Here is a 25,363-nt window from a genome sequence, read left to right as displayed (position 1 = left end):
CTTTTCTAAACCGACCGTTCAGTCTAATTAGTTTCAAAAGAAAAGCGCTGACATTACGATCCAGCTGCCATTCCCTGTAATAAAACATCAATTGCTTTCTTATAAATCCGTTTCATTTCTTCTACATTCATTTCATAATATAGTGGACCAAGTCCAGCTAATAGACCGTTCACAACGTACATGAGATCATTTACATCATCTTGGCGAAATTCACCTGATGCCATTCCTTCTTCGACTAGCTTCTTGAAAATCCCATACGTTTCACGAGTTAAGGCAATCATTTCATCCATTATATCTTTCCTTACAACTTGACTCGTTAAAAATTCCTCAATTGTACTAGAAATTGGGTTTTGGACATCGTCCACAAAATATTCAGCAAGACCATACAGCTTTTCTGTACTTGTCTGATACTGCTTTTCTTTTTCGGCCCATTTTTCCAGCCAATCGTACGTATGCTGCTTCACTACAAATAAAAACAATTCTTCTTTACTTTTAAAGTGATAATAAATACTGCCCTTACTCCGCTCAGTAACTTCACAAATGTCTTCCATAGATGTTGCTGCATACCCTGTTTTTGAAAATAGCTCTTTTGCTTTATAAGCAATTTCTCTTTTAATTTCTTCAGCACTCTTTCTCATTATTGCACCTCACTAAACCGACCGTTCAGTCTAATTTTAACAAAAATTTCCTCTTTCTTACAAGAGGAAATTTCCTTATTTATGAAAACATCTTATCAATCCAGTTATGAATCGCATACACTTTCCAAAGTTTTAACGCAATCTTAAATAAAACAAACCCACCCCCCACTACAGCAAATGCAATCATTTTCCCTTTGTTTTTCAATTTCGGCTTTTTTTCCATTCCATATTCCCTCTTTATCTCTTTATTAATCAGGTGTTTATTTATATGAATATATTTTGATTTTCCAACACATAAGTCGCTGCTATGTAGAATACAGCATGCCAGCTACTTGCTTGTTCCCTCTGTTTTAAATCTTGCACGTGGCAGGAAAAGGAACTGACCGTTTCCATGCACAGCCAGATGCTCTCGCCCCCCTTAAAAAAAGAGCTTTTTATGCCTATCTTTCAGTTTCTAATAGCGCTTTTCTCCCATTAATCAAACGTTTGTTTAATAGATTTCACAAGCCTTCCCCTCAACTAATCAAACGTTTGTTTAATACATTTTCCAAGGCTTCCCCCCAACTAATCAAACGTTTGTTTAAATTTCAAAACAATAAAAAATGCGCCACTTCAGGCGCATTTCTGTGTTAATCTCCACCTCCGCCGCCATCTCCACCGCCACAACTGCCACCATCTCCGCCAAAAGAACTTCCACAATCTCCTGAGCTGTCACTAGAGTCTGCAAAAAATATTGGTGCACTATATCCTGTACTATCCGTTGAATCGGAATTGTATCGTTTTCGTCCCTTTTTTCTTCCGCTCGATGCACTTACTTTTACAATAATTGCAAACAGTAAAATAAAAAACATAACGCCTACTATCATTTCCATTTCCATCCTAAAATCCCCCTTTCACTCCTCAACTAGAGTGCAATTTATATTTTTCAGGGAAAGCAGTCACAACTAAATATTTCGACAAAACTCTCTTCATATCCTTTAATAAAATTACATTTTTACCTAAATTAGGATGATTTTCGAGATAATTGTACAGATAACAATCGTTCTCTCTTATTTACTTCAAAATCATACGATCTTCCTTACAAAAGTTTTCGAAATATCTTATCGCGGTATATACCAAATGAAGCTGTTCCTTTCATTTTTCGCTCTTCGATCAGTTGTTGAAAACGAAGTGATTTCGCCGTTAATTCTTCTTGTAATTGTTGTCTCTCTTCCTCATCATGACAACAAGCAATTAGATCTTCTATTTTTAACATCTCTTTTTGTAACTGCATTTCTTCAGGGATCATACCAGCATTTTTTAAAATTTTGTAACTCATGCGAAGTTCTTCTGGGATCATCGATAAATCTTCTAACTCAAGAGGTTTCCCTTTCCCTGGCAGGTCTTCAAATTCACCATTTTTCAGCGCTTGCCGAATACGTTCCTCCGCAAGAATCGAAAAAATATCCATAACACCACCCCCTCCCCTTATTTACAGTTTATCCCGCATTAACGGGCAGTAAGACCCCCACCTCAAGATTGGAAGAGAAGCAAAGAAGATAGGTGGGGGTATAACTGCCTGTAAAAGCCCGATTGGTTCAACTAACAAGAAACACTTTCCTCACTATTAAGTGCGGTTGCACCAGTCCTGCACAATCCAAACCTGCGTCACCCATTCTTCATAAAAATCTGGTTCATGAGAAACGAGTAGCACTGTGCCTTCATATTCCATAAGAGCTTGCTTCAGTGCTTCTTTTGCCCGAACATCTAAATGATTCGTCGGTTCATCTAAAACAAGTACATTACTTTCTGTTAACATTAACTCACATAAACGTACTTTCGTTTGTTCTCCGCCGCTTAAAGAACAAAGCGGCTGTAAAATGTGCTCTTCTGTTAAGCCGCATCTTGCTAATGATTGCCGAATTTGTTTTTGCGTCATATCTGGCCGCAGTGACCATACTTCCTCAAGCGGTGTTTGCTCCGTAGCAAATTCCTCTTGTGCAAAATACGCCGGGTTTACTCGCTCTCCTATTTGCACCGTGCCACTTAACGGCTGCAAATACCCAAGCATTGTTTTTAACATTGTTGTTTTCCCAATCCCGTTATAGCCGACGATTGCAATTTTTTCACCGCGCTTTATTTGTAAATCAATGGGGCTGAATAAAGGCTCTTTATAACCAATCTGCATATCTTTAGTCTCTAAAATTCGGCTAACTGGATCCAAGTGCACCTGAAACATAAAGCGCGGTTGCAGTGCAGAAGTTGGTTTTCCGATTTGATTTATTTTTGCTAATACTTTCTCACGGCTCTTTGCTTGTTTCGCTTTACGAATTTTATTCTTTTGAATAAAGTTCTTTAGTCTTTCCATCTCTTTTTGTTGCCTATCATACGCGACTTGTAATTGCTGTTTATGTTGCTCATAGTTTGTTATGAATGATTGATAATTGCCGATATAGCGTTTCAGTCCTTTATGTTCTAAATGATAAATGACATTCGTAATTTCATTTAAAAACCTTTCATCATGCGAAACGACAATATAAGCGTGTTCATAATGTTTCAAATAACCCATAAGCCATTCAATATGCACGTTATCAAGATAGTTTGTTGGTTCATCGAGTAATAAAACGTGCGGCTCTTCTAATAATAATTTTCCTAATAACAGTTTTGTGCGTTGGCCGCCGCTTAGTTGTGCCACATCGCGATCCATACCAAGTTCTAAAATTCCTAATCCCGTAGCAATCATTTCGATTTTTTCCTCAACATGATAAAAATCAGAATGCTCAAGTACACTTTGTAATTCTCCGTATTTCACTAACAATTGTTCCAGGTTATCACATGTTGCCATTTTCTCTGCGATTTGCAGCATCTTATTCTCGATATCATACAAGTGAGCAAAGGCACTTTGTAAATACTGCATAATCGTTGTGCCAGCCTGCAAATCTATATGTTGCTGTAAAAAACCGATCTTCATCTGAGGAAACCATTCAATCGCTCCCTTATCAGGAAGTAACTCTCCTGCTAATATACGCAGTAACGTTGATTTTCCCGCTCCGTTGCTCCCTACAAGACCAACATGCTCACCTCGAAGTAATCGAAAACCAATATTTTGAAAGATTATTTTATCCCCATACATATGGGTAAGATTTTCAACTGATAACATACTCATTTTACTCTCTCCTTTTCGCTTTACATCTAAAGCCAAACGAGAGAACAGTACAAAAAAACAATATTCAATTCGCTAAACGTAAAAATGGATAAGGTAAACACACCTTATCCATTACAAATTATTATCGTAAAAAAGGAATAAGGTTCTTTATCTACTGTCTTTCGGTTGGCTTTTACTCAAAAAATGGGCAGACTACTCCCTTATCAAGCCAAAACCATTTGAAGAACAGTTGATAAAGTCATCTTATCCTTTCACCTCTTTAGAAATTATTATTTGTATATAGAATAAACAAAAATCATACATTTATTCTATCATATGCTAAATTCTGCAAATTTGTTAAAATTCCTGCTTAGAATCTAACAAAAAACCACTTAACAGTTAATAGTATCAAAAACCGTTAAGGGGTAATGCTTTATTTCCTCATATAAGGAGCTAGTATTTTCAATATCTCTGTTTTATCTTCTTTTAATTCTTCTGACGTTAACATGTCCATCGTTCTAGGGCGCGGCAAGTTCACTTTCACTTCGCCGACAATTGTTGAAGGTTGCTGTGACAGAATGAAGACGCGATCTGATAACAAAATCGCTTCGTCTAGGTCATGCGTAACCATTATGATCGTTTGTTTCCCTTTTTGCCATGACTCTAATAACCAGCTATGCACTTCCATTTTTGTAAATGCATCTAGTTTTCCAAAGGGTTCATCAAGAAGCATAATCGGTTTATCACATAAATACGTCCGTAAGAAGCTAACACGTTGCCGCATTCCACCTGATAACGCGTCTGGATAATGATCTGCATATTCATCAAGTCCAAATTGCCGTAATGCTTCCATACCAATTTCTAATCGCTTTCTTTTCGATTGTCCTTCAATTTCTAACGGTAATACAATATTATGAAGGGCTGAACGCCATGGAAGCAAGAGATCTTGCTGCGGCATATAGCTCACAATGTTTCGATTCATAACGGATTGGTTTTCGTAAATCACATCTCCATCATTTGCTTGTTCAATGCCAGCTATAATGTTTAATAACGTACTTTTTCCGCAACCACTTGGTCCAACAAAAGAAACGAATTCACCCTCTTGAACCACAACGTTCATATGCTCTAGCACTGTTTTCTCATCAAATGTTTTCGTAACGTCTTTTACTTGTAGTCCGCTCATTTTTCATTCGGAAGGAATTCGTTCGTAAAGGCCGCTTTCACATCAATTTTCTTTTTAATGACTTTATTGTCATATAAGAAATTCATATAATTCGTCCATACTTCTTCCTTCTGTACTCCCCACGCTTTCGCATCATCTTGATATTTCGTACTTAACCATTTTTGGCTTTCTTGTACAAGCTCTTTATTAATGTCCGGTACATTTTTAATTAAAATATCCGCTGCTTCTTTCGGTTCTTTAATTGCAAAGTTATAGCCATCTGTTGTTGCGTTCATAAACTTCTTCACAAAGTCTTTATCTTGTTTTACATGTTTTTCACTAGTAATAATAACAGGACTATAATAATCTAATGCTGGATTTAAATCTTTTAACATAATCGTGTTCAGCTCAATGCCTTTTCTCTTCGCTTCAATACCATCCCAGCCATAATAGATCCACTCAAAATCAGCATCACGGCCAATCGATTTAAAGAAATCTGTTTGTCCAAGCACAACTTTTTGCACTTTATTATAGTCTGCTTGATGCTTATCCATAACTGTTTTTAATGTCGCTTCTTCAGCCGGTGCTCCCCAACCGCCATATCGTTTTCCTTCAAATGCTTTTGGAGATGTGATGTTATCCTTTTTTAAAGATGCAAATGCAGATGTATTATGTTGAATAACCGCACCAATTGATACAACTGGAATATCTTCAACCCTTGCTGTTGTTACGTTCTCTTGATAACTTACACCAAAATCAGCTTTACCTGATGCTACCATTTGTTCAGCAGACGTATTTTCACCTGGCTGAATAATTTCTACATCTAACCCTTGTTTTTTATAATACTCTTTCGTCTTTGCTACATATAAACCAGTATGATTTGTATTTGGAAACCAATCCAATACTACTGTTACTTTTTTCTCTTTACTTTCTTCTTTCTTGCCTGCTGAGCAGCCTGCAAATGTAAATAATAACGAAGCTGCTAATAACACTTTTAACCCTTTTTTCATTTTCTCCCATCCTTTCTGTAAACCCACGGTGCTGTTAGTCTTGCCATAAATTCAACAATAAAATACAACAGTAGCGTCACGCAGACAATAACAGCAGCAATTCCAAACACACGAGCTGTTAAAAAGGATTTTGTTGCCCTTGTCAGCATAACACCTAGACCTTCACTTGCACCAAGCCATTCCCCAATAATGGCTCCCATTACGCTATATGTAACAGCAATTTTTAATCCCGAAAAAAAGTATGGCAATACTGCTGGAAATTTTACTTTTTGATAGACTTGCCACTTACTTGCCCTCATGGTTTGCAGCAGCTTTAGCATGGATTGATCTACCGTTTGAAAACCTTCTAAAATACTAAGTGTAACGGGAAAGAAGCATACGAGAATAACAACCATTACTTTTGGCAGCATTCCGTAGCCAAACCAAATAATAAATAAAGGTGCAAGTACAACAATCGGAACTGTTTGTGAAATTACTAATAGCGGATTGATTAACACACGGAATAACGGAATCACATCCATAATAATTGCAATGCTCGTTCCAAGTATAATGGCAAAAAATAACCCGATAAGTACTTCTTGCAAAGTCTGCACTGTATTGGGAAGTAGTAAATCTTTCATGTCGATAAGTTCATGTACAATTGCAGACGGCTTCGGCAAAATCCACGGTTCAATATGGAATATCGAAACTGCTCCTTCCCATATTGCGATGAGAAGGAACAGCCAAATTGTCGTAATTGCTATATTAGATTTCTTCTGTTTTTTCATATTCTTCACGATACTTCCATACTTTTTCATCAATCGTTACGCCTGTGCTTGGGCGATAATGGATTTTAATAGAAGTAACCACTTCTTCTGCCCCATCATCGATGCAAGCTTGCTGCGCACGTTTAATAATATCAAGAAGCTCGTTTAAATCCCCTTCCATTGTCGTTTCCATCGCGCCAACTTCATAGCGCACACCTGACTGCTGAACAACTTCAATCGCTTTATCTACAACCGCATATACATCTTTATGCTTCGCTTGTGGTACAACTGAAAATGAAACTGTAACTTGCTGTGACATACTAAATTCCTCCCCATATTAAATAAATTTCATACAAAAAGAAAAAGCTTTCCTGCCGCAAAGCAGGAAAGCTTTATATACAAGTTATCATAGAATAACAATTGCTACGATTCTTGATACAACTCCCTACGCTGGCATTATCCAGATCAGGTTAAGGGTCGATGTATTGTTACATCCTCTCAGCCACATAGGCTCCCCTGTTTCAATTCGTTTTCATTGTAGCATGGATTATTTTTATGAACAAACAAATTTATTTTTCCTAAGTGGCCCGTGAAATAATTTCTTGTTCATCAAGTAAGAACTTCAAGCTTGATAAAGAGATTGTTTGGAAATTCTCTTTCGACATACGTTTTCGATAATGCGTAGGTGTTTCTCCAGTCACTTTTTTAAATATGCGGCTAAAGACTACTAAACTGCGAAAACCCACCTGATAAGAAATGTTTTCTACCGATTCATTTGTCATTGAAAGTAAATACGCTGCGTGATTAATGCGCACCCTTAAAAGCCAGTCCTTCATGCTCATCCCGAAATGACTGTGAAAGACCCGCGAAAGATGGCTTCGATTGACCGCAAGATGATTTGCCACATCACTTACTGTAATTTCCTCTACATAGTGTTCTCCAATATATGTCATCGCTTCAATCGCGAGTCGTGAAAATTTTTGTTTTACAGATGGTGAGAATTCGCCGCCATCTGTAAGTAATAATCTTAAAAAACGATAGGTCAGCTCATTCAACTTTAATTCATCTTCTAATGTACCCTGGGAGTAATTCATACACTCCAAGATAATATCCGAATATTGTTGAATGTTAGTTGCGGTAACAGAGTAGTTATCTTCTTTAAAACTCGAATAATGAATAATTTCCTCTGCGACCTTCCCGCCAAATGACAGCCACGCGTATAACCATGGTTCTTCTCCATCCGAGCGATAAAAGGTCGACTCCCCTGGAGGAATGAGAAAAATATTTCCTTTCTGCAATGAATATTTTTCATCTTTTATATAGTACGTTCCTTTTCCATCCAACACGACATGAATAATGTAGCTGTTACGTACAGCTGGTCCAAAAGTATGAAAAGGCAGTGTTTTTGAAAAACCACAAAAATCAAAATAAAGTTCGCCTGAGAAGTGATGCTGTTCTTTTTTAATAAAGATTGCTTGTTCCATGAGCTTCTCCCCCTCTTCGTGATTACTATAACCTAAGCTGCCTTTTGAAGGAAGAAATGCAACAAAAGGTTAAATCAAGGTCACAAAACGATATAAAACGGAAAGCGTTTTCTTGTTAAACTATACATGAAAAAGAAAACCACCGAAAGGACATGAATGGAGTTCGTTAGTTTTTTACACTTAACTTTGCAAGCGCTTTCTTAATTGTTGTTAAAATTTTTTTTCAAAAAGAGGGGAATAAAAATGAATGGACAATTAAAACAACGTGTTTCCTATGCCTTAGGTGCATTTGGTCATGACATATTTTATGTAACTTTGAGCACCTATTTTATGGTCTTTGTTACGAGTGCGATGTTCACTGGAGCTGATAAAGCAACGACTGCAAAAATGATTGGAATTATTACGAGTTTAGTCGTAGTAATCCGATTGGTAGAAATTATTTTTGATCCGATTATTGGAGGAATAATTGACAACACAAAAACGAGATTCGGGAAATTTAAGCCTTGGTTAGTCATTGGTGGTTTAGTTAGTTCTATCCTTCTTGTATGTATATTTACTAATTTCTTCGGTCTTGCAATTCATAATACTACACTGTTCATCATTTTATTTGCAATTGTTTATATCTTGCTCGATAGTTTTTATTCATTTAAGGACATTGCTTTTTGGTCGATGATTCCAGCGTTAAGCACTGAAACTAAGGAACGAGAAAAATTGGCAACATTTGCGCGACTTGGATCATCACTTGGGGCAAATGGGACTACACTAGCAGTTGTACCAATCGTTACGTTCTTTACTTTCTTGATGACTGGTGAACATTCTCAGGGGGCTTCTGGTTGGTTTTGGTTTGGCGTGATTGCTGCTGTTATTTCTGGTGGAACAGCAATTATTACAGCACTTGGTACAAAAGAAAATGATAGCGTAATTCGTCAACAACAAGAAAAGGCAGGCATTAAAGATATTTTCAAAGCCATCGCTAAAAACGATCAGTTGATGTGGTTAGCACTTTCATATATTGCATATGCGATTGCCAATGTTGCAACTACTGCTGTGTTATTCTACTTCTTCAAATATATTCTAGGAAATTCAGGTGAGTTCTGGATTGTGGGATTAATTGCAGCTGTATTAGGCTTAATTGCCGTTCCACTTTTCCCAACGCTCACGAAATTAATTTCAAGACGTTTTGTCTATATTGGCGGGATTGTAATGATGCTTTTGGCATACGTATGTTTTGGCTTAGCTGGTACAAGTCTACCAATGGTTATTGTGGGATTGGTGCTCTTCTACTTCCCTCAGCAGCTCATTTTTCTTTCAGCTTTGATGACTATTACCGACTCAGTTGAATATGGACAATGGAAAAATGGTACCCGAAACGAAGCTGTGACTTTATCAATTCGTCCATTACTCGATAAAATTGCCGGAGCTTTATCAAACGGAATCGTTGGGTTTGTAGCTGTTGCTTCTGGGATGACTGGCAATGCCACAGCAGCAGACATTACTGCAGACGGTATTTCAACGTTTCATCTGTATGCGTTCTACCTCCCAGCAGCACTCATGATTTTCTCTGCTATCATTTTCGTATGGAAGATTACATTAACTGAGAAAAAACATGCTCAAATCGTCAAAGAACTAGAAGCAAAGCTAAATCATGGCGAGGAAGCAACTGAAGGTGCTGCACTTGCTCATTCTAAATAAAGGAGTAGAGGAGAGTCAAAATGAATATTACAACAAAAGATTTCGGTGCAGGTTATACGATGATCACGATTAACAATCTGAACGGCTTGCAATTAACTGTTTCAGATTTAGGTGCTCGCATTACGAGTTTAAAGGTACCGACAACGAATGGTCTACGTGAGCTCGTGCTTGGTTTTGATACAGCAAAGGAATATTTTGAAAAAGATTTATATATTGGTGCCTCAATTGGACGAGTAGCTGGACGAATTCAAAATGGAACTTTTCAAATTGATAAGGATATCTATAAAGTACAAATTGATGAGACAACCGGCAACACCTTACATGGCGGTACCCCAGGATTCGAAAGTAAAAAGTGGCAATATCAAGTTATCGATAATAATGATGAGGCTTCAGTCATATTTCACACGGTGAGTCCAGATGGTGAAAATGGTTTTCCGGGGAATCTTGATGTTGAGATACGTTACACGTTAACAAACACGAATGTTTGGAAAGTAGAAACTAGGGCGACAAGTGACAAAGATACTTTGTTTAATCCAACAAATCACGTGTACTTCAACTTAACTGGTGATGTAACGCAGCCTGTAAATGAACACACATTATGGGTGGATAGTGATAGATTTGCACCACTTGACCCTAAAAGTATTCCAATTGGTGAAAAGTTGCCTGTAGAAGGAACTGCGTTTGATTTTCGAAAGCCAGTTAAACTTAAGGAAACCTTCAATAGTACTTTTGATCAAAAAGAATTAGTGGATGGAATTGATCACCCATTTTTCTTGAACCGACCTGAACTATCAAATCGTTCAGTGAAACTCATTAGCCCGGATGAAGTGGTTACTATTGAAATAGCCACAAAAGAACCAAGCGTCGTCATCTTTACGGCAAATTTTGGTGAGAATACCCCTCTCATGCATGAAAAGCAACTTGCAAACCATGGCGGAATTACCTTTGAAACACAGGTTTCTCCGGGTGCTGAACAGTATCCCGATTTTGGGGATATCGTTCTTAGAGCAGATTCAACTTATTATACGATGACAGAATTTCATATTATTTGAGAGTCATTTCGGATAGTCTCTTTAAATATGAAATATGTACTGCTATCAGAATTTATTTGAAATGAATGCAAAAGGGAGGCTTATACTTATGGAAAAGAAACGTGAGCTAGTTTTAAAATTTGCTGAGGTATTTGGCGTTCAAGAAACAACTCAATACTTTTCTCCAGGACGTATCAACTTAATTGGAGAACATACAGACTACAATGGTGGCTATGTATTCCCCGCTTCTATTACTTATGGAACTTACGGAGTAGCTAGACGTCGTGAGGATGATAGAGTATTCGTTTACTCAACGAACTTTGAAGAACTTGGAGTAATAAGTTTCACATTGAATGAACTAGATTACGATAAACATGCGAATTGGGCAAATTATATAAAAGGAGTTATCTTAACACTGAAAGAAGCAGGTCATAAAATAGATTGTGGTTTTGAGTTATTAGTTGAAGGAACGATTCCAAATGGAGCGGGACTTTCCAGTAGTGCTTCACTTGAATTACTTGTAGGCGTAGTATTAGAAGACTTGTTTAACTTAGACGTAACGCGACTTGAATTAGTGAAAATGGGTAAAAAAGTTGAAAATGAATTCATTGGTGTAAATTCTGGTATTATGGATCAATTTGCTATTGGATTTGGTGAGGAAGACAAAGCGATTCTCCTTGATACCAATACGTTAGAGTATGAAATGGTTCCAGTTGTTTTGGACGACTATGCTATTGTAATTATGAATACGAATAAACGTCGTGAACTAGCAGATTCAAAATATAATGAGCGCCGTGCTGAATGTGAAGAAGCACTCGCACGTCTTCAAACGAAGCTAGAGATTCATGCGCTTGGAGAACTAAGCAAAACAGAATTTGATGCAAATCAAAGTCTTATTGGGGATGAAATCCTAATGAAACGCGCGAAGCATGCAGTTTACGAAAATGAACGTACAAAAAAAGCCAAAGCAGCTCTTACTGCAGGTGATTTAGAAGAGTTCGGAAAGCTATTAAATGCTTCTCATGCATCTTTAAGAGATGATTATGAAGTAACCGGACTTGAATTAGATACATTGGTGGCCGCTGCGCAAAAACAAAAGGGTGCACTTGGAGCCCGGATGACTGGAGCAGGATTTGGGGGATGCGCCATCGCATTAGTAAAAGAGAGTGAAACCAACACTTTTAAAAACAATGTTTATGATGAATATATCAAAGTTGTGGGATATGCACCTATCTTTTATGTAGCACACATTGGTAGTGGAACTACAGTGATTGGATGATGAGTGAGGTGGAAACGATGAACACATGTCAAGCAATTTACGATTTTACTACACTTGCAATTGAGAATGGAGCCATTGAGGAAAGTGACCGAATTTATATGCACAATCAGCTATTACGTTTGATTGGCGAATCGGAAATGGGAGAGATTACCAGCGGAGTTGAAACAGACCCACATATGCTGTTGGATACGCTTATGGATAAAGCGACGGAAAATCTTATGATCTCTAAACACGGGGCCAATCATGATATGTTCGAAGCGCTTTTAATGAATGTAATTACCCCACTTCCCTCCAAGGTCAATGCAAATTTCCTGAAGGCATATCGCAAAAGCCCCGAACAAGCAACGGATTATTTCTTTGAACTAAGTAAACGAAATGATTATATAAAGACCTGTGCGATTGCAAAAAATATTCATTATTTAGCAGAATCAAAATATGGTGAACTTGAGATTACTATTAATTTGTCCAAACCAGAGAAAGATCCAAAAGAGATCATGGCGGCTAAAAATGCACCGAGGGGCAATTATCCAAAATGTTTGCTTTGTATTGAAAATGAAGGATATTTCGGTCGCTTAAACCATCCAGGCAGAAGCAATCACCGAATCATTGACCTCAAGCTAGATGGAGAAGAATGGGGTTTTCAATATTCACCATATGCATACTTTAACGAACACTCCATCGTATTATCTAAGAAGCATCGGCCAATGAAAATTTCTCGTGAGGCATTCTCTCGTTTACTCAGTTTTGTAGAAATCATGCCACACTATTTCATTGGTTCAAATGCCGATTTACCTATTGTAGGAGGATCGATTCTAAGTCATGATCACTATCAATCTGGACGCCATAACTTTCCAATGGCAAAGGCTAAAGTTCTTAAAACATTCGAACTATCTGACTACCCGAATATTTCTTGCGGTATTGTCAACTGGCCAATGAGTGTAATTCGCCTCTCTTCTTTAAACAAAGAAGAACTAATTCATGCCAGCGCCTATATCCATGAAAGTTGGAAGAACTATTCAGATGAATCTTTACAAATTCGTGCAGAATCAAAAGATGGCATAAATCATCATACGATTACACCAATTGTGCGGCGCCATGAAGAAAAGTATGAAATTGATCTTGTCCTGCGTGATAATAATGTGAGTGAGGAATACCCTGATGGAATTTTTCACCCACATCCAGATGTACAGCATATTAAGAAAGAAAATATCGGGCTTATTGAAGTCATGGGCCTTGCGATTCTCCCTCCACGTTTGATTGAGGAGCTCCATGAAGTTGAACTGTACTTATTAGATAAGGAAGCCACTGTTCCTGAAATCCATAAAAAATGGGCAGATGAATTAAAAGCCAAGGGCGGCTATACAGAAGAGACCATCCAAAGATTTCTTCAAACTGAAGTTGCCCAAAAATTTGAACGTGTCTTAGAAGATGCTGGTGTCTATAAGATGAATAAAGATGGCAAGGCAGGGTTTGATCGCTTTATCAAAGAATTACAAAGCACGAATCGATGCGCCTCAACCAGATGATTCAGATGCGTTAATTGCATCAAGTTTGAAGGCCAAGGAAGTTCTTGGTTAGAAACCAAAATATATTTCTATTAAGGATATTATCGCTACAGAATGGAAATGGTATCATAGTCATCGAGAAGGGTATTAAAACATTCGAAAAAGAACTGCACTAGAAAAGGTGAAATTTCTAGTGCAGTTTTATTTACAACCTTATGTTTCCACAGATTACAACATCCAATTTGATTAACCATTTATTTATACATACAAATATAAAAATACCAAAATAACCCTTTTGTAACATAATTTTAACAAACAGAGCGGGTCATGTTTTTGATGTGTTATATAATTAAAAAAAGCCATTTTTATAGATTCATTTTAGGATTCAACTTTCGAATCATGAAACAGGGTAAATTATTTGATAATAGCAATTAATTATTATCTCGGAGGTGCATACTATGTTCTGGCTACAGTTTACCATCTTATTACTCTGCATTTTCGTCGGTGCACGTCTTGGAGGTGTTGGCCTTGGCGTAATGGGTGGTGTTGGGATGGCAATCTTTGTCTTCTTCTTCCATTTACAACCAACCTCTCCCCCAATTGATGTTATGCTTATGATTTTAGCAGTTATTACTGCTGCTGGAGCGTTGCAAGCTGCTGGGGGAATGGAATATCTTGTTCATATTGCAGAAAAGGCGCTTCGTAAAAATCCGAAATGGATTACGTTCTTTGCCCCTATCGTCACTTATTTATTTACGTTTTGCGCAGGAACAGGACACGTTGCCTATTCAGTTCTTCCTGTCATTGCTGAAGTATCGCGTGAATCAGGAATTCGACCAGAGCGTCCAATGTCAATTGCTGTTATTGCATCGCAGCAAGCGATTACGGCCAGTCCAATCTCAGCAGCAACCGTTGCACTTCTCGCTATGCTTGCTGACTATAAGATTACACTATTAGATATTTTAAAAATTAGTATTCCATCTACCTTTATCGCTTGTATGTTAGCTGCTTTCGTAGCAAGCAAAATGGGGAAAGAGCTAAACGAAGATGAAGAATATTTAAAGCGATTACAAGAAGGCGTAATTCCAAAACTAGAAGAAAAGAAAGAATTTATTGTTCCAAAAGGTGCAAAACTGTCTGTTATCCTCTTTTTATTGGCAACAGTTTTAGTTGTTCTTCTTGGATCTTTTGAAGCATTACGTCCTGGCTGGATGATAGACGGAAAACTTGTACGTCTTTCGATGCCAAACACCATTGAAATGGTTATGCTAACAATCGCAGCACTTATTATTATTTTTTGTAAACCAAATGTGGAAAGCATCGTATCTGGTAACGTCTTTAAAGCAGGAGCAACAGCAGTTGTTGCAATTTTCGGTATCGCCTGGATGGGAGATACGTTCTTTAACGGTAACTTACAAATAATTCAAGGTTCTATCCAAGGACTCGTAACGAGTGCACCGTGGTTATTTGCAATTGCACTATTCGTGCTATCAATCTTGTTATATAGCCAAGCTGCAACAGTACGTGCATTAATACCACTTGGATTAACACTTGGCATTTCACCGGTACTATTGATCGCAATGTTCCCAGCTGTAAACGGATATTTCTTTATTCCAAACTACGGAACAATCGTCGCGGCAATTAACTTTGACCGTACAGGTACAACTCGTATCGGTAAATATGTGTTAAATCATAGCTTTATGATCCCAGGTCTGGTCGCAACAATTACATCAATTGGAATAGGGATGCTTCTCGTTTCACTGATGTTTTAATGAAGAAAGAGCTAGTCTTTACAAGGACTAGCTCTTTTTAATCAAACGTTTGTTTAAATTTTTTTCACTTGCTCAGCCAATTTCTTCGCACTATTATAAGGAGACTCCGCTAAACTAATCGCTGAAATCACCGAAACACCATCTGCCCCTGCTTCAACGACAGAAGCAGCATTTTCAATTGTAATCCCACCAATACCGACAATCGGAATTCCAATGCCACTTTCACGGAAAAAACGCAATCCTGCCGTTCCTTGTACCGCTTTTGCATCTTTTTTCGTGTTTGTTTGAAAAATCGGTCCTACTCCTAAATAATCGGCACCATTTTCAATCGCAAAACGAGCTTCTTCTATTGTATGAGCGGATACACCAATGATTTTATCGCCCATTTTTCCACGTACGATCTGAATGTTTTCATCATCTTGCCCAACATGAACACCATCTGCATCTAACGCTATTGCTAATTCCACATCATCATTTACGATGAATGGAACATGATACTTTTTACATAATGATTGTAGCTGCCCTGCAAATGTATACTGGTTTTCTTCCGTTAATGCTCCGTCACCTTTTTCACGATACTGAAAAAGGGTAACTCCGCCATCAAGAGCTTCTTTCATAACTTGTAATGGATCTTTGCTGCAATTATTACTTCCCATAATAAAATACACTTGTAGTAACTCAGACATACGTTGTTTATCAATCCGTGCCATTTCTCTCATCCTTCCTTATCAAACCTCTTCAACATTTCCATATCGTTCAACGTCTTCTGCAGTAACGTTTGCTAACTGATTTAGAAATTCAATTTGGAAACTTCCCGGTCCTTGCTTAGCTGTTTTACTTGCCGCAATTTCTGCCGCTACACCGTAAAATGCTACCGCCGCAACAGCTGCTTTTACGTAATCTTTTTCAACTGCCGTAAACGCTCCGATAACAGATGTTAATAAACACCCTGTTCCTGTTACTTTCGTTAAAATAGGATGACCATTACGAAGAATAAACGTTCTTTCCCCATCAGTTATAACATCTTCTTTTCCAGTAATAACGATAATGTTACGTAGCTGCCTTGCTGCTTGTTTCGCAACGGAAACAACATCACCATTTCCTCCCCCTGCATCAACCCCTTTAATCTCCCAACTCTCATCAATAACATTTGCAACCTCTGCTGCATTGCCACGGATGATTGCTAGCTTTACTTCACTTGGAATATACCTTGCCACTTCTGTTCGATACGAAGTTGCCCCAGCACCGACGGGATCAAATATAATTGGTACATTATGATTATTTGCTGACTTTCCAGCAATAAGCATCGCCTCTACTTCTTCTTGGCGAAGTGTCCCCATATTTAAAACGAGTGCTCCCGCAATACTTGCCATTTCAGCTACTTCTTCTTTTGCGTATGCCATCACAGGCGATGCACCTAATGCCAGTAATCCATTGGCAGTAAAATTTGTCACGACGACATTTGTAATATTATGAACGAGCGGATTTCTTTCTCGTACTGTCTCAACTACTTGGGCAATTTCTTTCATTTTCATATGTATCTCTCCTTTTTTATAATGGGAGATATAGCAAAAAAGACACTTTTGCGCATGCAAAGTGTCTTCATAATGTGCTCTTACACTCTCCCTACGCTGGCATTATCCAACAGGTTCAAATGGTCAACGACGGAGTAGCCGTACTCTCAGTTTGCATCCGCAAACTCCCATGTGTTTTCTTATTCATTTACTTCAGAGTCTACTCTGATTCTGTTGAAATAACAAGTTGAAAAAAGATGTAAAAACCCCTTTTTTAGATGGGCGAGAGCAACTGGCCGTGTATTTGAGCGGTCAGGACCTGTTCCTACCACGGCAACGTTTAAAACAAAGGGAGACAGCGAGTGCTGGGTATATTTTATTTTCCTTGCCGAAATTTTACATAAAGAAAAAACATAAAAGACCCCTTTTTTTAGGATGGCGAGAGTAACTGGCCATGTATTAGAGCGGTCACAGGCGGTGTTTAAGGCATTTCTGAAGCTAGTTAAAAATGGAACACTTATATTTCATAACAACGGATACGAATCTTCGGAATAACTGAATCCGAAAGGGATGTATGCTATAGTTAACTTACGGAAATTGAAAGGATGTTTGAAATATGGCAAAAAGTGTTGTAATTGCTGAAAAACCTTCTGTTGCACGTGATATTGCGCGTGTATTGAAGTGCGATAAAAAAGGAAATGGTTACATTGAAGGAAGTAAATATATTGTTACATGGGCTTTAGGGCATCTCGTTACATTAGCAGATCCTGAAAGTTATGATGTGAAGTATAAAAAGTGGAATCTTGAAGATCTTCCAATGCTTCCGGAACGTTTAAAATTAACGGTGATTAAGCAAACTGGCAAGCAATTTAATGCTGTGAAAAGTCAATTGACTAGAAATGATGTAAATGAAATCATCGTAGCTACAGACGCTGGTCGCGAAGGAGAATTAGTAGCTCGTTGGATTATTGATAAAGTGAGAATTAATAAACCGATTAAACGTCTATGGATTTCATCTGTTACCGATAAAGCGATTAAAGATGGTTTTGCAAACTTGAAACCTGGTAAAGCATACGACAATTTATATGCTTCAGCTGTTGCCCGTTCGGAAGCTGACTGGTATATCGGTCTTAACGCAACACGTGCATTAACTACAAGATTCAATGCACAATTAAATTGCGGTCGTGTTCAAACACCTACTGTAGCAATTATCGCAGGACGTGAAGATGAAATTAAAAACTTCAAAGCACAAACATACTATGGCATTGAAGCACAAACAACAGAGAGATTAAAGCTCACTTGGCAAGATGCGAAAGGCAATAGCCGCAGCTTTGATAAAGAAAAAATTGATGCGATTGTAAAAAAATTAGGAAACCAAAATGCGACTGTAGTTGAAATTGAGAAAAAAGCTAAGAAGTCATTTGCTCCTGGTCTTTACGACTTAACAGAATTACAACGTGATGCAAATAAAATCTTTGGTTATTCCGCAAAAGAAACGTTAAATATTATGCAAAAACTGTATGAACAGCACAAAGTATTAACATATCCGCGGACAGATTCACGTTATATCTCATCTGACATCGTTGGAACACTTCCAGAACGTCTGAAAGCTTGCGGAATAGGTGAGTATCGTTCTTTAGCTAATAAAGTTTTAACGAAACCAATCAAAGCTTCCAAATCTTTTGTTGATGATAGTAAAGTAAGTGATCACCATGCAATCATTCCAACAGAAAGCTATGTAAACTTCTCAGCTTTCACAGATAAAGAGCGCAAAATTTATGATTTAGTTGTCAAACGTTTCTTAGCAGTTTTATTCCCTGCTTTTGAATACGAGCAACTAACGTTACGCGCTAAAATCGGTGATGAAAACTTTGTCGCACGCGGCAAAACAATTATGAATTCTGGCTGGAAAGAAGTTTATGAAAATCGCTTTGAAGATGACGATGCAGTGGACGATTTAAAAGAACAAATCTTACCTCGCATCGAAAAAGGCGATACATTAAACGTGAAACTAATTGCAGGGACATCTGGTCAAACAAAGCCACCTGCGCGTTTTAATGAAGCAACATTACTTTCGGCTATGGAAAATCCAACAAAGTATATGGATACGCAAAACAAACAGCTTGCTGATACATTAAAGTCAACGGGCGGACTAGGTACAGTTGCGACACGCGCCGACATTATTGATAAATTGTTCAATTCATTCTTAATTGAAAAACGCGGCAAAGACATTCACATTACATCAAAAGGCCGTCAATTACTAGATTTAGTACCAGAAGAATTAAAATCACCTACGCTAACTGCTGAGTGGGAACAAAAACTTGAGGCTATCGCGAAAGGCAAGTTGAAAAAAGAAGTATTTATTTCTGAAATGAAAAACTACACAAAAGAAATTGTTTCTGAAATTAAATCGAGCGATAAAAAATATAAGCACGACAACATTTCCACAAAAACTTGCCCAGACTGCGGCAAACCAATGCTAGAAGTAAACGGCAAAAAAGGAAAAATGCTTGTATGCCAAGATCGTGAATGTGGTCATCGCAAAAATGTATCCCGCGCGACAAACGCACGCTGCCCGCAATGTAAGAAAAAACTAGAACTTCGCGGTGAAGGAGAAGGCCAAATCTTCGCATGTAAATGCGGCTATCGCGAGAAACTTTCTTCATTCCAAGACCGTCGTAAAAAAGAATCAGGTAACAAAGCAGATAAACGTGCTGTTCAAAAATACATGAAACAGCAACAACAGCAGGAAGAACCTCTGAATAATGCATTAGCAGAAGCATTAAAGAAATTGAAGTTTGATTAAAGGAGTTGGTTTACCAACTCTTTTTTTTCATGCCTGCTAATATATCGGCGCTTTTTTCAATATATCAGCGACTTTTACAATATATCGGCGCTTTTTATAATATATCGACCACTTTTTATAATATATCAGCGCTTCGACATGATATAAAGACTCTTCGACGATGTTCGACATACTCAACGCTCCTCATAAACAAAAGGTTCCTACCCACCGGCAGGAACCTTTATTATTAATGAATTATCTTACTTCCTTTTGCATTTTCTACAAACTTTTCGCTCGACTTATTAATTGGCTTTTTCAATACTAGTGCAATAATAAGCATTACACCTACCCATAAACATAATACGAGAAGATCTTTCCAGACAATATCCCAAAGCATACCGCCTACTGTCTCACGAATAATACGAATTGCATACGTGAACGGCAGGAATGGATATAGCATTTGGAAGAACTTCGGTGTCATTTGAATTGGGAATGTTCCACCTGAACCAGCAACTTGTAATACAAGTAACACGATTGCCATGGATTTACCGATGTTTCCAAATACAGAAACAAGTGAGTATACGATACAAACGAACACTCCAGCAATTAACATGCTAAACAGGACAAACCAGAATTTATCAACCACATACGTGCCTAATAAGAATATATCTCCCATCGCTACGATAAATGCCTGCGCAAGACCGATCGTTAAGAATGTTAAGAAACGGCCGAAGTAAATGTGATAACTTTTATATTCCGCATCTTCCTCATGTACTTCTACTGTTAATAATGACACCATGAGCAATGCCCCTACCCATAATGCTAACACTGTGTAGAACGGTGACATTGCTGAACCGTAGTTTGGAAGTGGGTATAATTTATTCTCTTTTAAGTTTACTGGATTTGCGAAATAATCACTTTGTTTTTCTACATCATGCTTTAATAGACGAATGATGTCTTTTAAATCTTCTTCTGATTCAAATTCGCGAATTTTATTAGCAATTTCTTTAATTTTCTTCTCAGCTTCAGGAAGCTCTGCTTTTATTTTTTCAGCTTCTTCTTTGCCAACAGTTAATCCTTTTGATGCATCTTCTAGTAGTTTTTTGACATTAGGTAGACTTTGATTCGCTGTATTTAAAACATCCGCTGCATCTTTGTTTATTTTTTTCGTTTTAGCAATTGCATCGTTGAAACTTGGGACAATTTCAGAGTCATATCGTGCTAAAATATCACCTAATACGTTGGATGCATCTTTAGATAGGGAGTTTAAACTTTCTACAATATCTTTTGCAGGTCGTTCTCCTTTATTGATCATATCAATGCCTTTGTTCGCTACATCTATGCCCTCTTGCATCTTTCCTTTTGCATCATTTAACTGCGCTACTTTTTCAGGAATATTTGTTGTTTTCCCTGCATGACCAGCAAGCTTATCTACATCATTTAACACTGGAATAATATCATCTATCATATTAATGCCCTTTTGAAGCTGCGATTGAACGTCGTATAGTCCTTGTTTGACCGGTTCTAGATTTACGTTACCACCTATACCATTATCAACTTTATTTATTAAATCATTCGTAACATTAATAAAATTATTTGAGCCTTTTTCAACATCTTTTGCTAAACTATCGATTTGATTTAATAAATTTTCAATGGACTGCTTATTCTTATTGAGATCGTTCGCTGCTTCTGTTATTGCTTTTGACTTTTTCTTGATTGCATTTAATGATTCTTTTAATTGTTCTAATTCTTTAATACGCACATCTTTATCAGGTTGATTAGAATCCTGTAAGCTTTTAATTTCTATATCAATCCGGTCAATAGCTCCTGTAGATAATTGCTCTATTCCTTCAGCAATCGGTTTGAGTTCTTCAGCAGTTGGTGCTTTATTTAAAACTTCTCTTGCTTTATCTGTATAACCAGGAATCTTTTGCGAAACTTCCTTTACTGTATTTGCTGTATTTTGTAAAGATTTTATCTGATCCTTAAGCGTTTCCTTGTTTACATTTTTCAACGGATCTTTTAATAAATCCGTAATCTGCGCCGTACCATCAGCAGCTTTTTTCGCATACGTTAAGTCTCTCTTAATAGCTGCTGGTGCCTCATCCAGCGTTTGATCATTTGCGGCAAAGAACGAATCTAAATCTTTCGTTAGTTGCTGGCTATCATGAATGATACTTTCAACCTTTGGCATCGTATCTTGTGCTGTTTTGACAAGATCTTGCGCCGTGCCAGCATCCGTTAATGCTGTATCTACCACTTTATTGATTTCTGGCATTTGCGTTTCTAATTTGAAAACGAGATCCTTTACTTTTTCGATACTTGGTAAGTTTGTTTCTAGATCAATTCCAAGTTCATTAAAGATTTTAAAAATCTCACCATTTGCGGTTTTGACAAAGTTTTTGCCTATTTCCTCAACAATACCGGACGCGCCTTTTGAAGTAATCTTTGGTGCAATGGCATTTACCTTTTCATTCACATAATATTGAATTTCTGGTTTTTGCGGATTATCATCTAATACCGTTGCAATTTTTTCTGAGAAGTCTTTCGGAATGGTAATACTTGCATAATATTCGCCATGCTTCACGCCATGTATTGCTTCCTTTTTATCAACAAACTTCCAACCGAGGTTTTTATTGTTTTTTAGGGAATTCACGACTTCTTCCCCTATATTAATGTCTTTCCCTCGTAAATTTGAACCTTTGTCTTCATTAGATATTGCGATAGGAACATCTTTCGTACTTCCATAAGGGTCCCACGAGGCCTCAATATTAAACCATGCATAGAGCGATGGTAAAATCGTAAGCCCTATGATGATAACAATTGCAGCCCAGTGCCTTGCTACATTCCGTATGTCTGTCGTATAAATACGCCATATTTGTTTCATTTTATTAATCACCTAATCATATGTTTTTTCTTTCGTCCGAATTCATACATGCATTTCGCCATTATAACATTGTTTTTTGAAAAATTTAACTGAAATGACCTATCACTCCTGAAAACTGTATACATCATTATATGATACTTTTCATGAAATATACAAACAAATTGACCGTTTTAGTTTTACGTTCAATATTGAAGATTATATATGAAATGTAATAAAAAAGGCAACCATTCCGTATTTTGCACGGTGGTTGCCTTTTCATTACATGTTAATTTGAACTTCAACGCCAAAATGGTCCGATATTACTTCTCGGTTTATCCCATTAAAAATTACTTTGGAAGAAGTAACTTGTACAGGTTGATTGCTTAAAATAAGGTCGATACGTAAATTTTGTTTATTCTCATCCCATCCAGCAATCTTTCCTTGTACAGTTGTTCCTTCATCTTTTTGCTTTGCTAATTGATACGTGTCATATAAACCCTTTTGCATGAGATAATCATAGCCTTCATTTTGCAAACGTGCATTGTTATTGAAGTCACCCATTAAGAGCGACAATTCATCTTTATCTACACGATGCAGTAAATGATCGACTTGATTTTGAAATGGTTCTTCTTCGTCATTCCACCAGCCAAGATGACAAGAATATAATGTCACCGGCTGGTTGTAATAAGAAACAGTTATACTGACAATTTTTCTTGTTTTCCAGTATGTTGTATCTGTACTGTTTGATACGAAAAAGGAATCACTCTTTTGAATTGCATGTTTTGTTAAAATGGCTAAACCTTCTTCATACACATCGTACCCGATATGAGCAAAGTCCCATACAGCGTCATATTTTGCCGCGCCAAGCTTTTCTAGTTCTACTTGTAATAAGCGGACAAAATTATCTTCTTTCATGTTACCGGATATATTTTGAGCCGTAATTGACTGACTTACCTCTTGCAATGCGATGACGTCATAGTCATTTTCTTGAATCATTTTTGCTAAATAATGAATCTTTGCAAGTTGCTCATCTTCTTGCCACGAATGACAATTTAGCGTTAATAATTTCATTTCTTATATCCCTAAAATATCTTGAATATCAGACTTTAATACGTCAGCTTTTGGACCATACACAGCTTGTACACCTTTATCTTTTACAATTAAGCCAAGCGCTCCGTTCTTCTTCCAATCCGCTTCTTTTGCAACGATATCTAAGTCTTTTACTGTCACACGTAAACGTGTCATACAAGCATCTACATCTGCAATGTTGTTTTTCCCGCCTAACAGCGCGATAACCACTGTCGCTAATGAACCTTCTTTCACATTAACTGCTGCTTCTTCAGCACCATCTTCATTCTCAATGTAGTTACCAGCACGTCCTGGTGTTGGTAAATTGAACTTTTTAATTAAGAAGTTGAAGATTGTAAAGTTTAATCCAAAGAAGATAGCTGATACAACAAAGAAGTTAATAAGATCTCTTGTTAATCCAGCCTTTACGATCATTGGTGTACGAGTTAATAACTCAATAAAACCAAATGCATGGATACGTAAATTAATTAAATCTGCTAATGCGAATGCTACACCAGTGATAATCGCATACACAACATATAATACTGGGGCAATAAACATAAACATAAATTCAATCGGCTCTGTAACCCCAGTTAAAAATACTGCTAATGCTGCTGAGAAGAACATTGGTTTATATTTATGACGCTTGTCTACATCTACGTTACGGTACATCGCAAATGCGATACCAATTAATGATGCAGTTGAACCGATAACTTGTCCTACTTTGAAACGTGCTGGAACAACATTATTTAATAAATCGTGATATGCTTTCATATCACCTTTCGTTATTAAGCTATTTAAGTCTGTAATCCATGCAAGCCATAATGGATCTTGTCCCGCTACAATTTGTCCTGCCTTAGCACCTGTTAAGATTGTGTACGATCCGCCAAGCGCTGTGTAGTTCATCGGAATCGTTAACATATGATGCAATCCAAATGGTAATAATAAACGTTCTAATGTTCCATATACAAACGGCGCAACAATTGGTGCGCTATCCTTTGAAGCTGCAATCCAGCGTCCAAATTCGTTTAATCCACTTTGAATGAATGGCCATACGAACGATAAAATAATAGCAGTGATTGTAGAACCAACAATTACTACAAATGGTACGAAACGTTTTCCGTTAAAGAAAGCTAATGCTTGTGGTAATTTATTATAGTTATAATATTTATTGTATAGCGTAGCTCCTAAGAAACCTGAAATAATACCTACGAAAACTCCCATGTTAAGTGCTGGTGCACCAAGAACAGAAGTGAAATAATCTTTTACAAGTAAATCTCCCGCTAATAAGGAAGATACTTTTGCTTTTGAACTCGCTAACATTACAGCGTTTACACCAAAAATTGCTCCTGTAATTCGGTTCGTTAATACGAATGCTAGCAATGCTGCAAATGCACCACCCGCACGATCTTTTGCCCAAGATCCCCCAATTGCTACAGCGAATAAAATGTTTAAGTTTACAATAATTGCCCAACCGATATCTTCCATAACTCTAGCAATTATTTGCACGGCAGATACATCGCCCGCAGACATACCAATTAATTTACCGATGGAAATCATTAAACCAGCAGCTGGCATAACCGCTACTACTACTAATAAAGCTTTTCCGAACTTTTGCCAAAAATCAAAAGATGCAAGTTTTTTCATTTTTTTGTTCCTCCTTTTTCTAAATTACAATCCCTCATGT

At 37.3% G+C, this 25,363-nt stretch carries 22 protein-coding genes and 2 riboswitches; of the genes, 6 read left to right on the top strand and 16 right to left on the bottom strand.

The genetic code is table 11. The features are described 5' to 3' along the window. Positions 1-53: 53 nt before the first annotated feature. The 10 genes from BM211_RS17610 to BM211_RS17565 form a co-directional block, all read right to left on the bottom strand. Complete coding sequence (locus BM211_RS17610) at positions 54-638, bottom strand: TetR/AcrR family transcriptional regulator (RefSeq protein ID WP_035437638.1); 585 nt, start codon at positions 636-638, stop codon at positions 54-56. Between the two features lie 79 nt (positions 639-717). After that, positions 718-861: a hypothetical protein gene (locus BM211_RS17605; protein WP_035437640.1), complete on the bottom strand. Its 144-nt coding sequence runs from the start codon at positions 859-861 to the stop codon at positions 718-720. A gap of 406 nt (positions 862-1,267) precedes the next feature. Further along, a complete protein-coding gene (locus BM211_RS17600; protein WP_177206960.1) occupies positions 1,268-1,516 on the bottom strand; it encodes a hypothetical protein in 249 nt (82 codons plus the stop codon). A gap of 200 nt (positions 1,517-1,716) precedes the next feature. Further along, a complete protein-coding gene (locus BM211_RS17595) occupies positions 1,717-2,088 on the bottom strand; it encodes a DnaJ family domain-containing protein (protein ID WP_035437642.1) in 372 nt (123 codons plus the stop codon). Between the two features lie 156 nt (positions 2,089-2,244). Beyond that, a complete protein-coding gene (locus BM211_RS17590; protein WP_090998751.1) occupies positions 2,245-3,783 on the bottom strand; it encodes an ABC-F family ATP-binding cassette domain-containing protein in 1,539 nt (512 codons plus the stop codon). Between the two features lie 412 nt (positions 3,784-4,195). Next, positions 4,196-4,945: an ABC transporter ATP-binding protein gene (locus tag BM211_RS17585; RefSeq protein WP_035437644.1), complete on the bottom strand. Its 750-nt coding sequence runs from the start codon at positions 4,943-4,945 to the stop codon at positions 4,196-4,198. Then, a complete protein-coding gene (locus BM211_RS17580; RefSeq protein WP_035437645.1) occupies positions 4,942-5,934 on the bottom strand; it encodes an ABC transporter substrate-binding protein in 993 nt (330 codons plus the stop codon). Before BM211_RS17580 ends, BM211_RS17585 begins: the two co-directional genes overlap by 4 nt. Further along, entirely contained in the window at positions 5,931-6,731 is an 801-nt protein-coding gene (locus tag BM211_RS17575; protein WP_035437647.1) for an ABC transporter permease, read from the bottom strand. Before BM211_RS17575 ends, BM211_RS17580 begins: the two co-directional genes overlap by 4 nt. Further along, complete coding sequence (locus BM211_RS17570; protein ID WP_035437648.1) at positions 6,679-6,999, bottom strand: MTH1187 family thiamine-binding protein; 321 nt, start codon at positions 6,997-6,999, stop codon at positions 6,679-6,681. The genes BM211_RS17575 and BM211_RS17570 overlap by 53 nt, the downstream gene beginning before the upstream one ends. A gap of 106 nt (positions 7,000-7,105) precedes the next feature. Next, positions 7,106-7,208: riboswitch (TPP riboswitch) on the bottom strand. A gap of 50 nt (positions 7,209-7,258) precedes the next feature. Continuing rightward, complete coding sequence (locus BM211_RS17565; protein ID WP_035437650.1) at positions 7,259-8,164, bottom strand: AraC family transcriptional regulator; 906 nt, start codon at positions 8,162-8,164, stop codon at positions 7,259-7,261. Between the two features lie 243 nt (positions 8,165-8,407). Here BM211_RS17565 and BM211_RS17560 point away from each other — a divergent pair, with 243 nt between their 5' ends. From BM211_RS17560 to BM211_RS17535, 5 genes are all read left to right on the top strand, one after another. Further along, positions 8,408-9,856: a glycoside-pentoside-hexuronide (GPH):cation symporter gene (locus tag BM211_RS17560; RefSeq protein ID WP_090998749.1), complete on the top strand. Its 1,449-nt coding sequence runs from the start codon at positions 8,408-8,410 to the stop codon at positions 9,854-9,856. Between the two features lie 20 nt (positions 9,857-9,876). After that, positions 9,877-10,908 (top strand): galactose-1-epimerase, encoded by a 1,032-nt coding sequence (locus BM211_RS17555; RefSeq protein ID WP_090998748.1) that lies wholly within the window; start codon positions 9,877-9,879, stop codon positions 10,906-10,908. Between the two features lie 88 nt (positions 10,909-10,996). Then, positions 10,997-12,166 (top strand): galactokinase, encoded by a 1,170-nt coding sequence (locus BM211_RS17550; protein WP_090998746.1) that lies wholly within the window; start codon positions 10,997-10,999, stop codon positions 12,164-12,166. Beyond that, the gene (galT, locus tag BM211_RS17545) at positions 12,163-13,692 is read left to right on the top strand and encodes a UDP-glucose--hexose-1-phosphate uridylyltransferase (protein WP_081904984.1); all 1,530 of its coding nucleotides are present in this window, start codon (positions 12,163-12,165) and stop codon (positions 13,690-13,692) included. The genes BM211_RS17550 and galT overlap by 4 nt, the downstream gene beginning before the upstream one ends. A 437-nt stretch (positions 13,693-14,129) precedes the next feature. Further along, the gene (locus tag BM211_RS17535) at positions 14,130-15,443 is read left to right on the top strand and encodes an anaerobic C4-dicarboxylate transporter family protein (protein ID WP_090998744.1); all 1,314 of its coding nucleotides are present in this window, start codon (positions 14,130-14,132) and stop codon (positions 15,441-15,443) included. Between the two features lie 53 nt (positions 15,444-15,496). Here the strand turns inward: BM211_RS17535 and thiE are convergent, their stop codons facing one another. Continuing rightward, on the bottom strand, positions 15,497-16,153 hold the full coding sequence (gene thiE, locus BM211_RS17530) for a thiamine phosphate synthase (RefSeq protein ID WP_035437657.1): 657 nt from the start codon (positions 16,151-16,153) through the stop codon (positions 15,497-15,499). An 18-nt stretch (positions 16,154-16,171) separates the two neighbouring features. Beyond that, positions 16,172-16,978, bottom strand: coding sequence for a hydroxyethylthiazole kinase (gene thiM / locus BM211_RS17525; RefSeq protein ID WP_035437659.1), 807 nt, complete (start codon positions 16,976-16,978; stop codon positions 16,172-16,174). 69 nt (positions 16,979-17,047) lie between these two features. Next, positions 17,048-17,159: riboswitch (TPP riboswitch) on the bottom strand. Between the two features lie 414 nt (positions 17,160-17,573). Between thiM and BM211_RS17520 the strand changes: the two genes are divergently transcribed. Beyond that, positions 17,574-19,763, top strand: a complete 2,190-nt coding sequence (locus BM211_RS17520) for a DNA topoisomerase III (protein WP_090998741.1) — start codon at positions 17,574-17,576, stop codon at positions 19,761-19,763. Between the two features lie 36 nt (positions 19,764-19,799). Here BM211_RS17520 and BM211_RS27210 read toward each other — a convergent pair whose 3' ends face one another. From BM211_RS27210 to BM211_RS17505, 4 genes are all read right to left on the bottom strand, one after another. Next, complete coding sequence (locus BM211_RS27210; protein ID WP_256217134.1) at positions 19,800-19,934, bottom strand: hypothetical protein; 135 nt, start codon at positions 19,932-19,934, stop codon at positions 19,800-19,802. 55 nt (positions 19,935-19,989) lie between these two features. Continuing rightward, positions 19,990-22,629 carry a YhgE/Pip domain-containing protein gene (locus BM211_RS17515; RefSeq protein WP_090998739.1) on the bottom strand — a complete coding sequence of 880 codons (2,640 nt, stop codon included), beginning with the start codon at positions 22,627-22,629 and terminating at the stop codon, positions 19,990-19,992. Positions 22,630-22,887: 258 nt separating this feature from the next. Continuing rightward, the gene (locus tag BM211_RS17510) at positions 22,888-23,679 is read right to left on the bottom strand and encodes an endonuclease/exonuclease/phosphatase family protein (protein WP_035437664.1); all 792 of its coding nucleotides are present in this window, start codon (positions 23,677-23,679) and stop codon (positions 22,888-22,890) included. A gap of 3 nt (positions 23,680-23,682) precedes the next feature. After that, positions 23,683-25,323 carry a PTS transporter subunit IIBC gene (locus BM211_RS17505; protein WP_035437665.1) on the bottom strand — a complete coding sequence of 547 codons (1,641 nt, stop codon included), beginning with the start codon at positions 25,321-25,323 and terminating at the stop codon, positions 23,683-23,685. Between the last annotated feature and the right edge of the window lie 40 nt (positions 25,324-25,363).

It is taken from the genome of Bacillus sp. 491mf (assembly GCF_900112415.1).
GTDB lineage: Bacteria > Bacillota > Bacilli > Bacillales > Bacillaceae_G > Bacillus_A.
The sequence above is the reverse complement of the archived record's forward strand: the minus strand, read 5'-3'. Positions and strand labels throughout refer to the sequence as shown.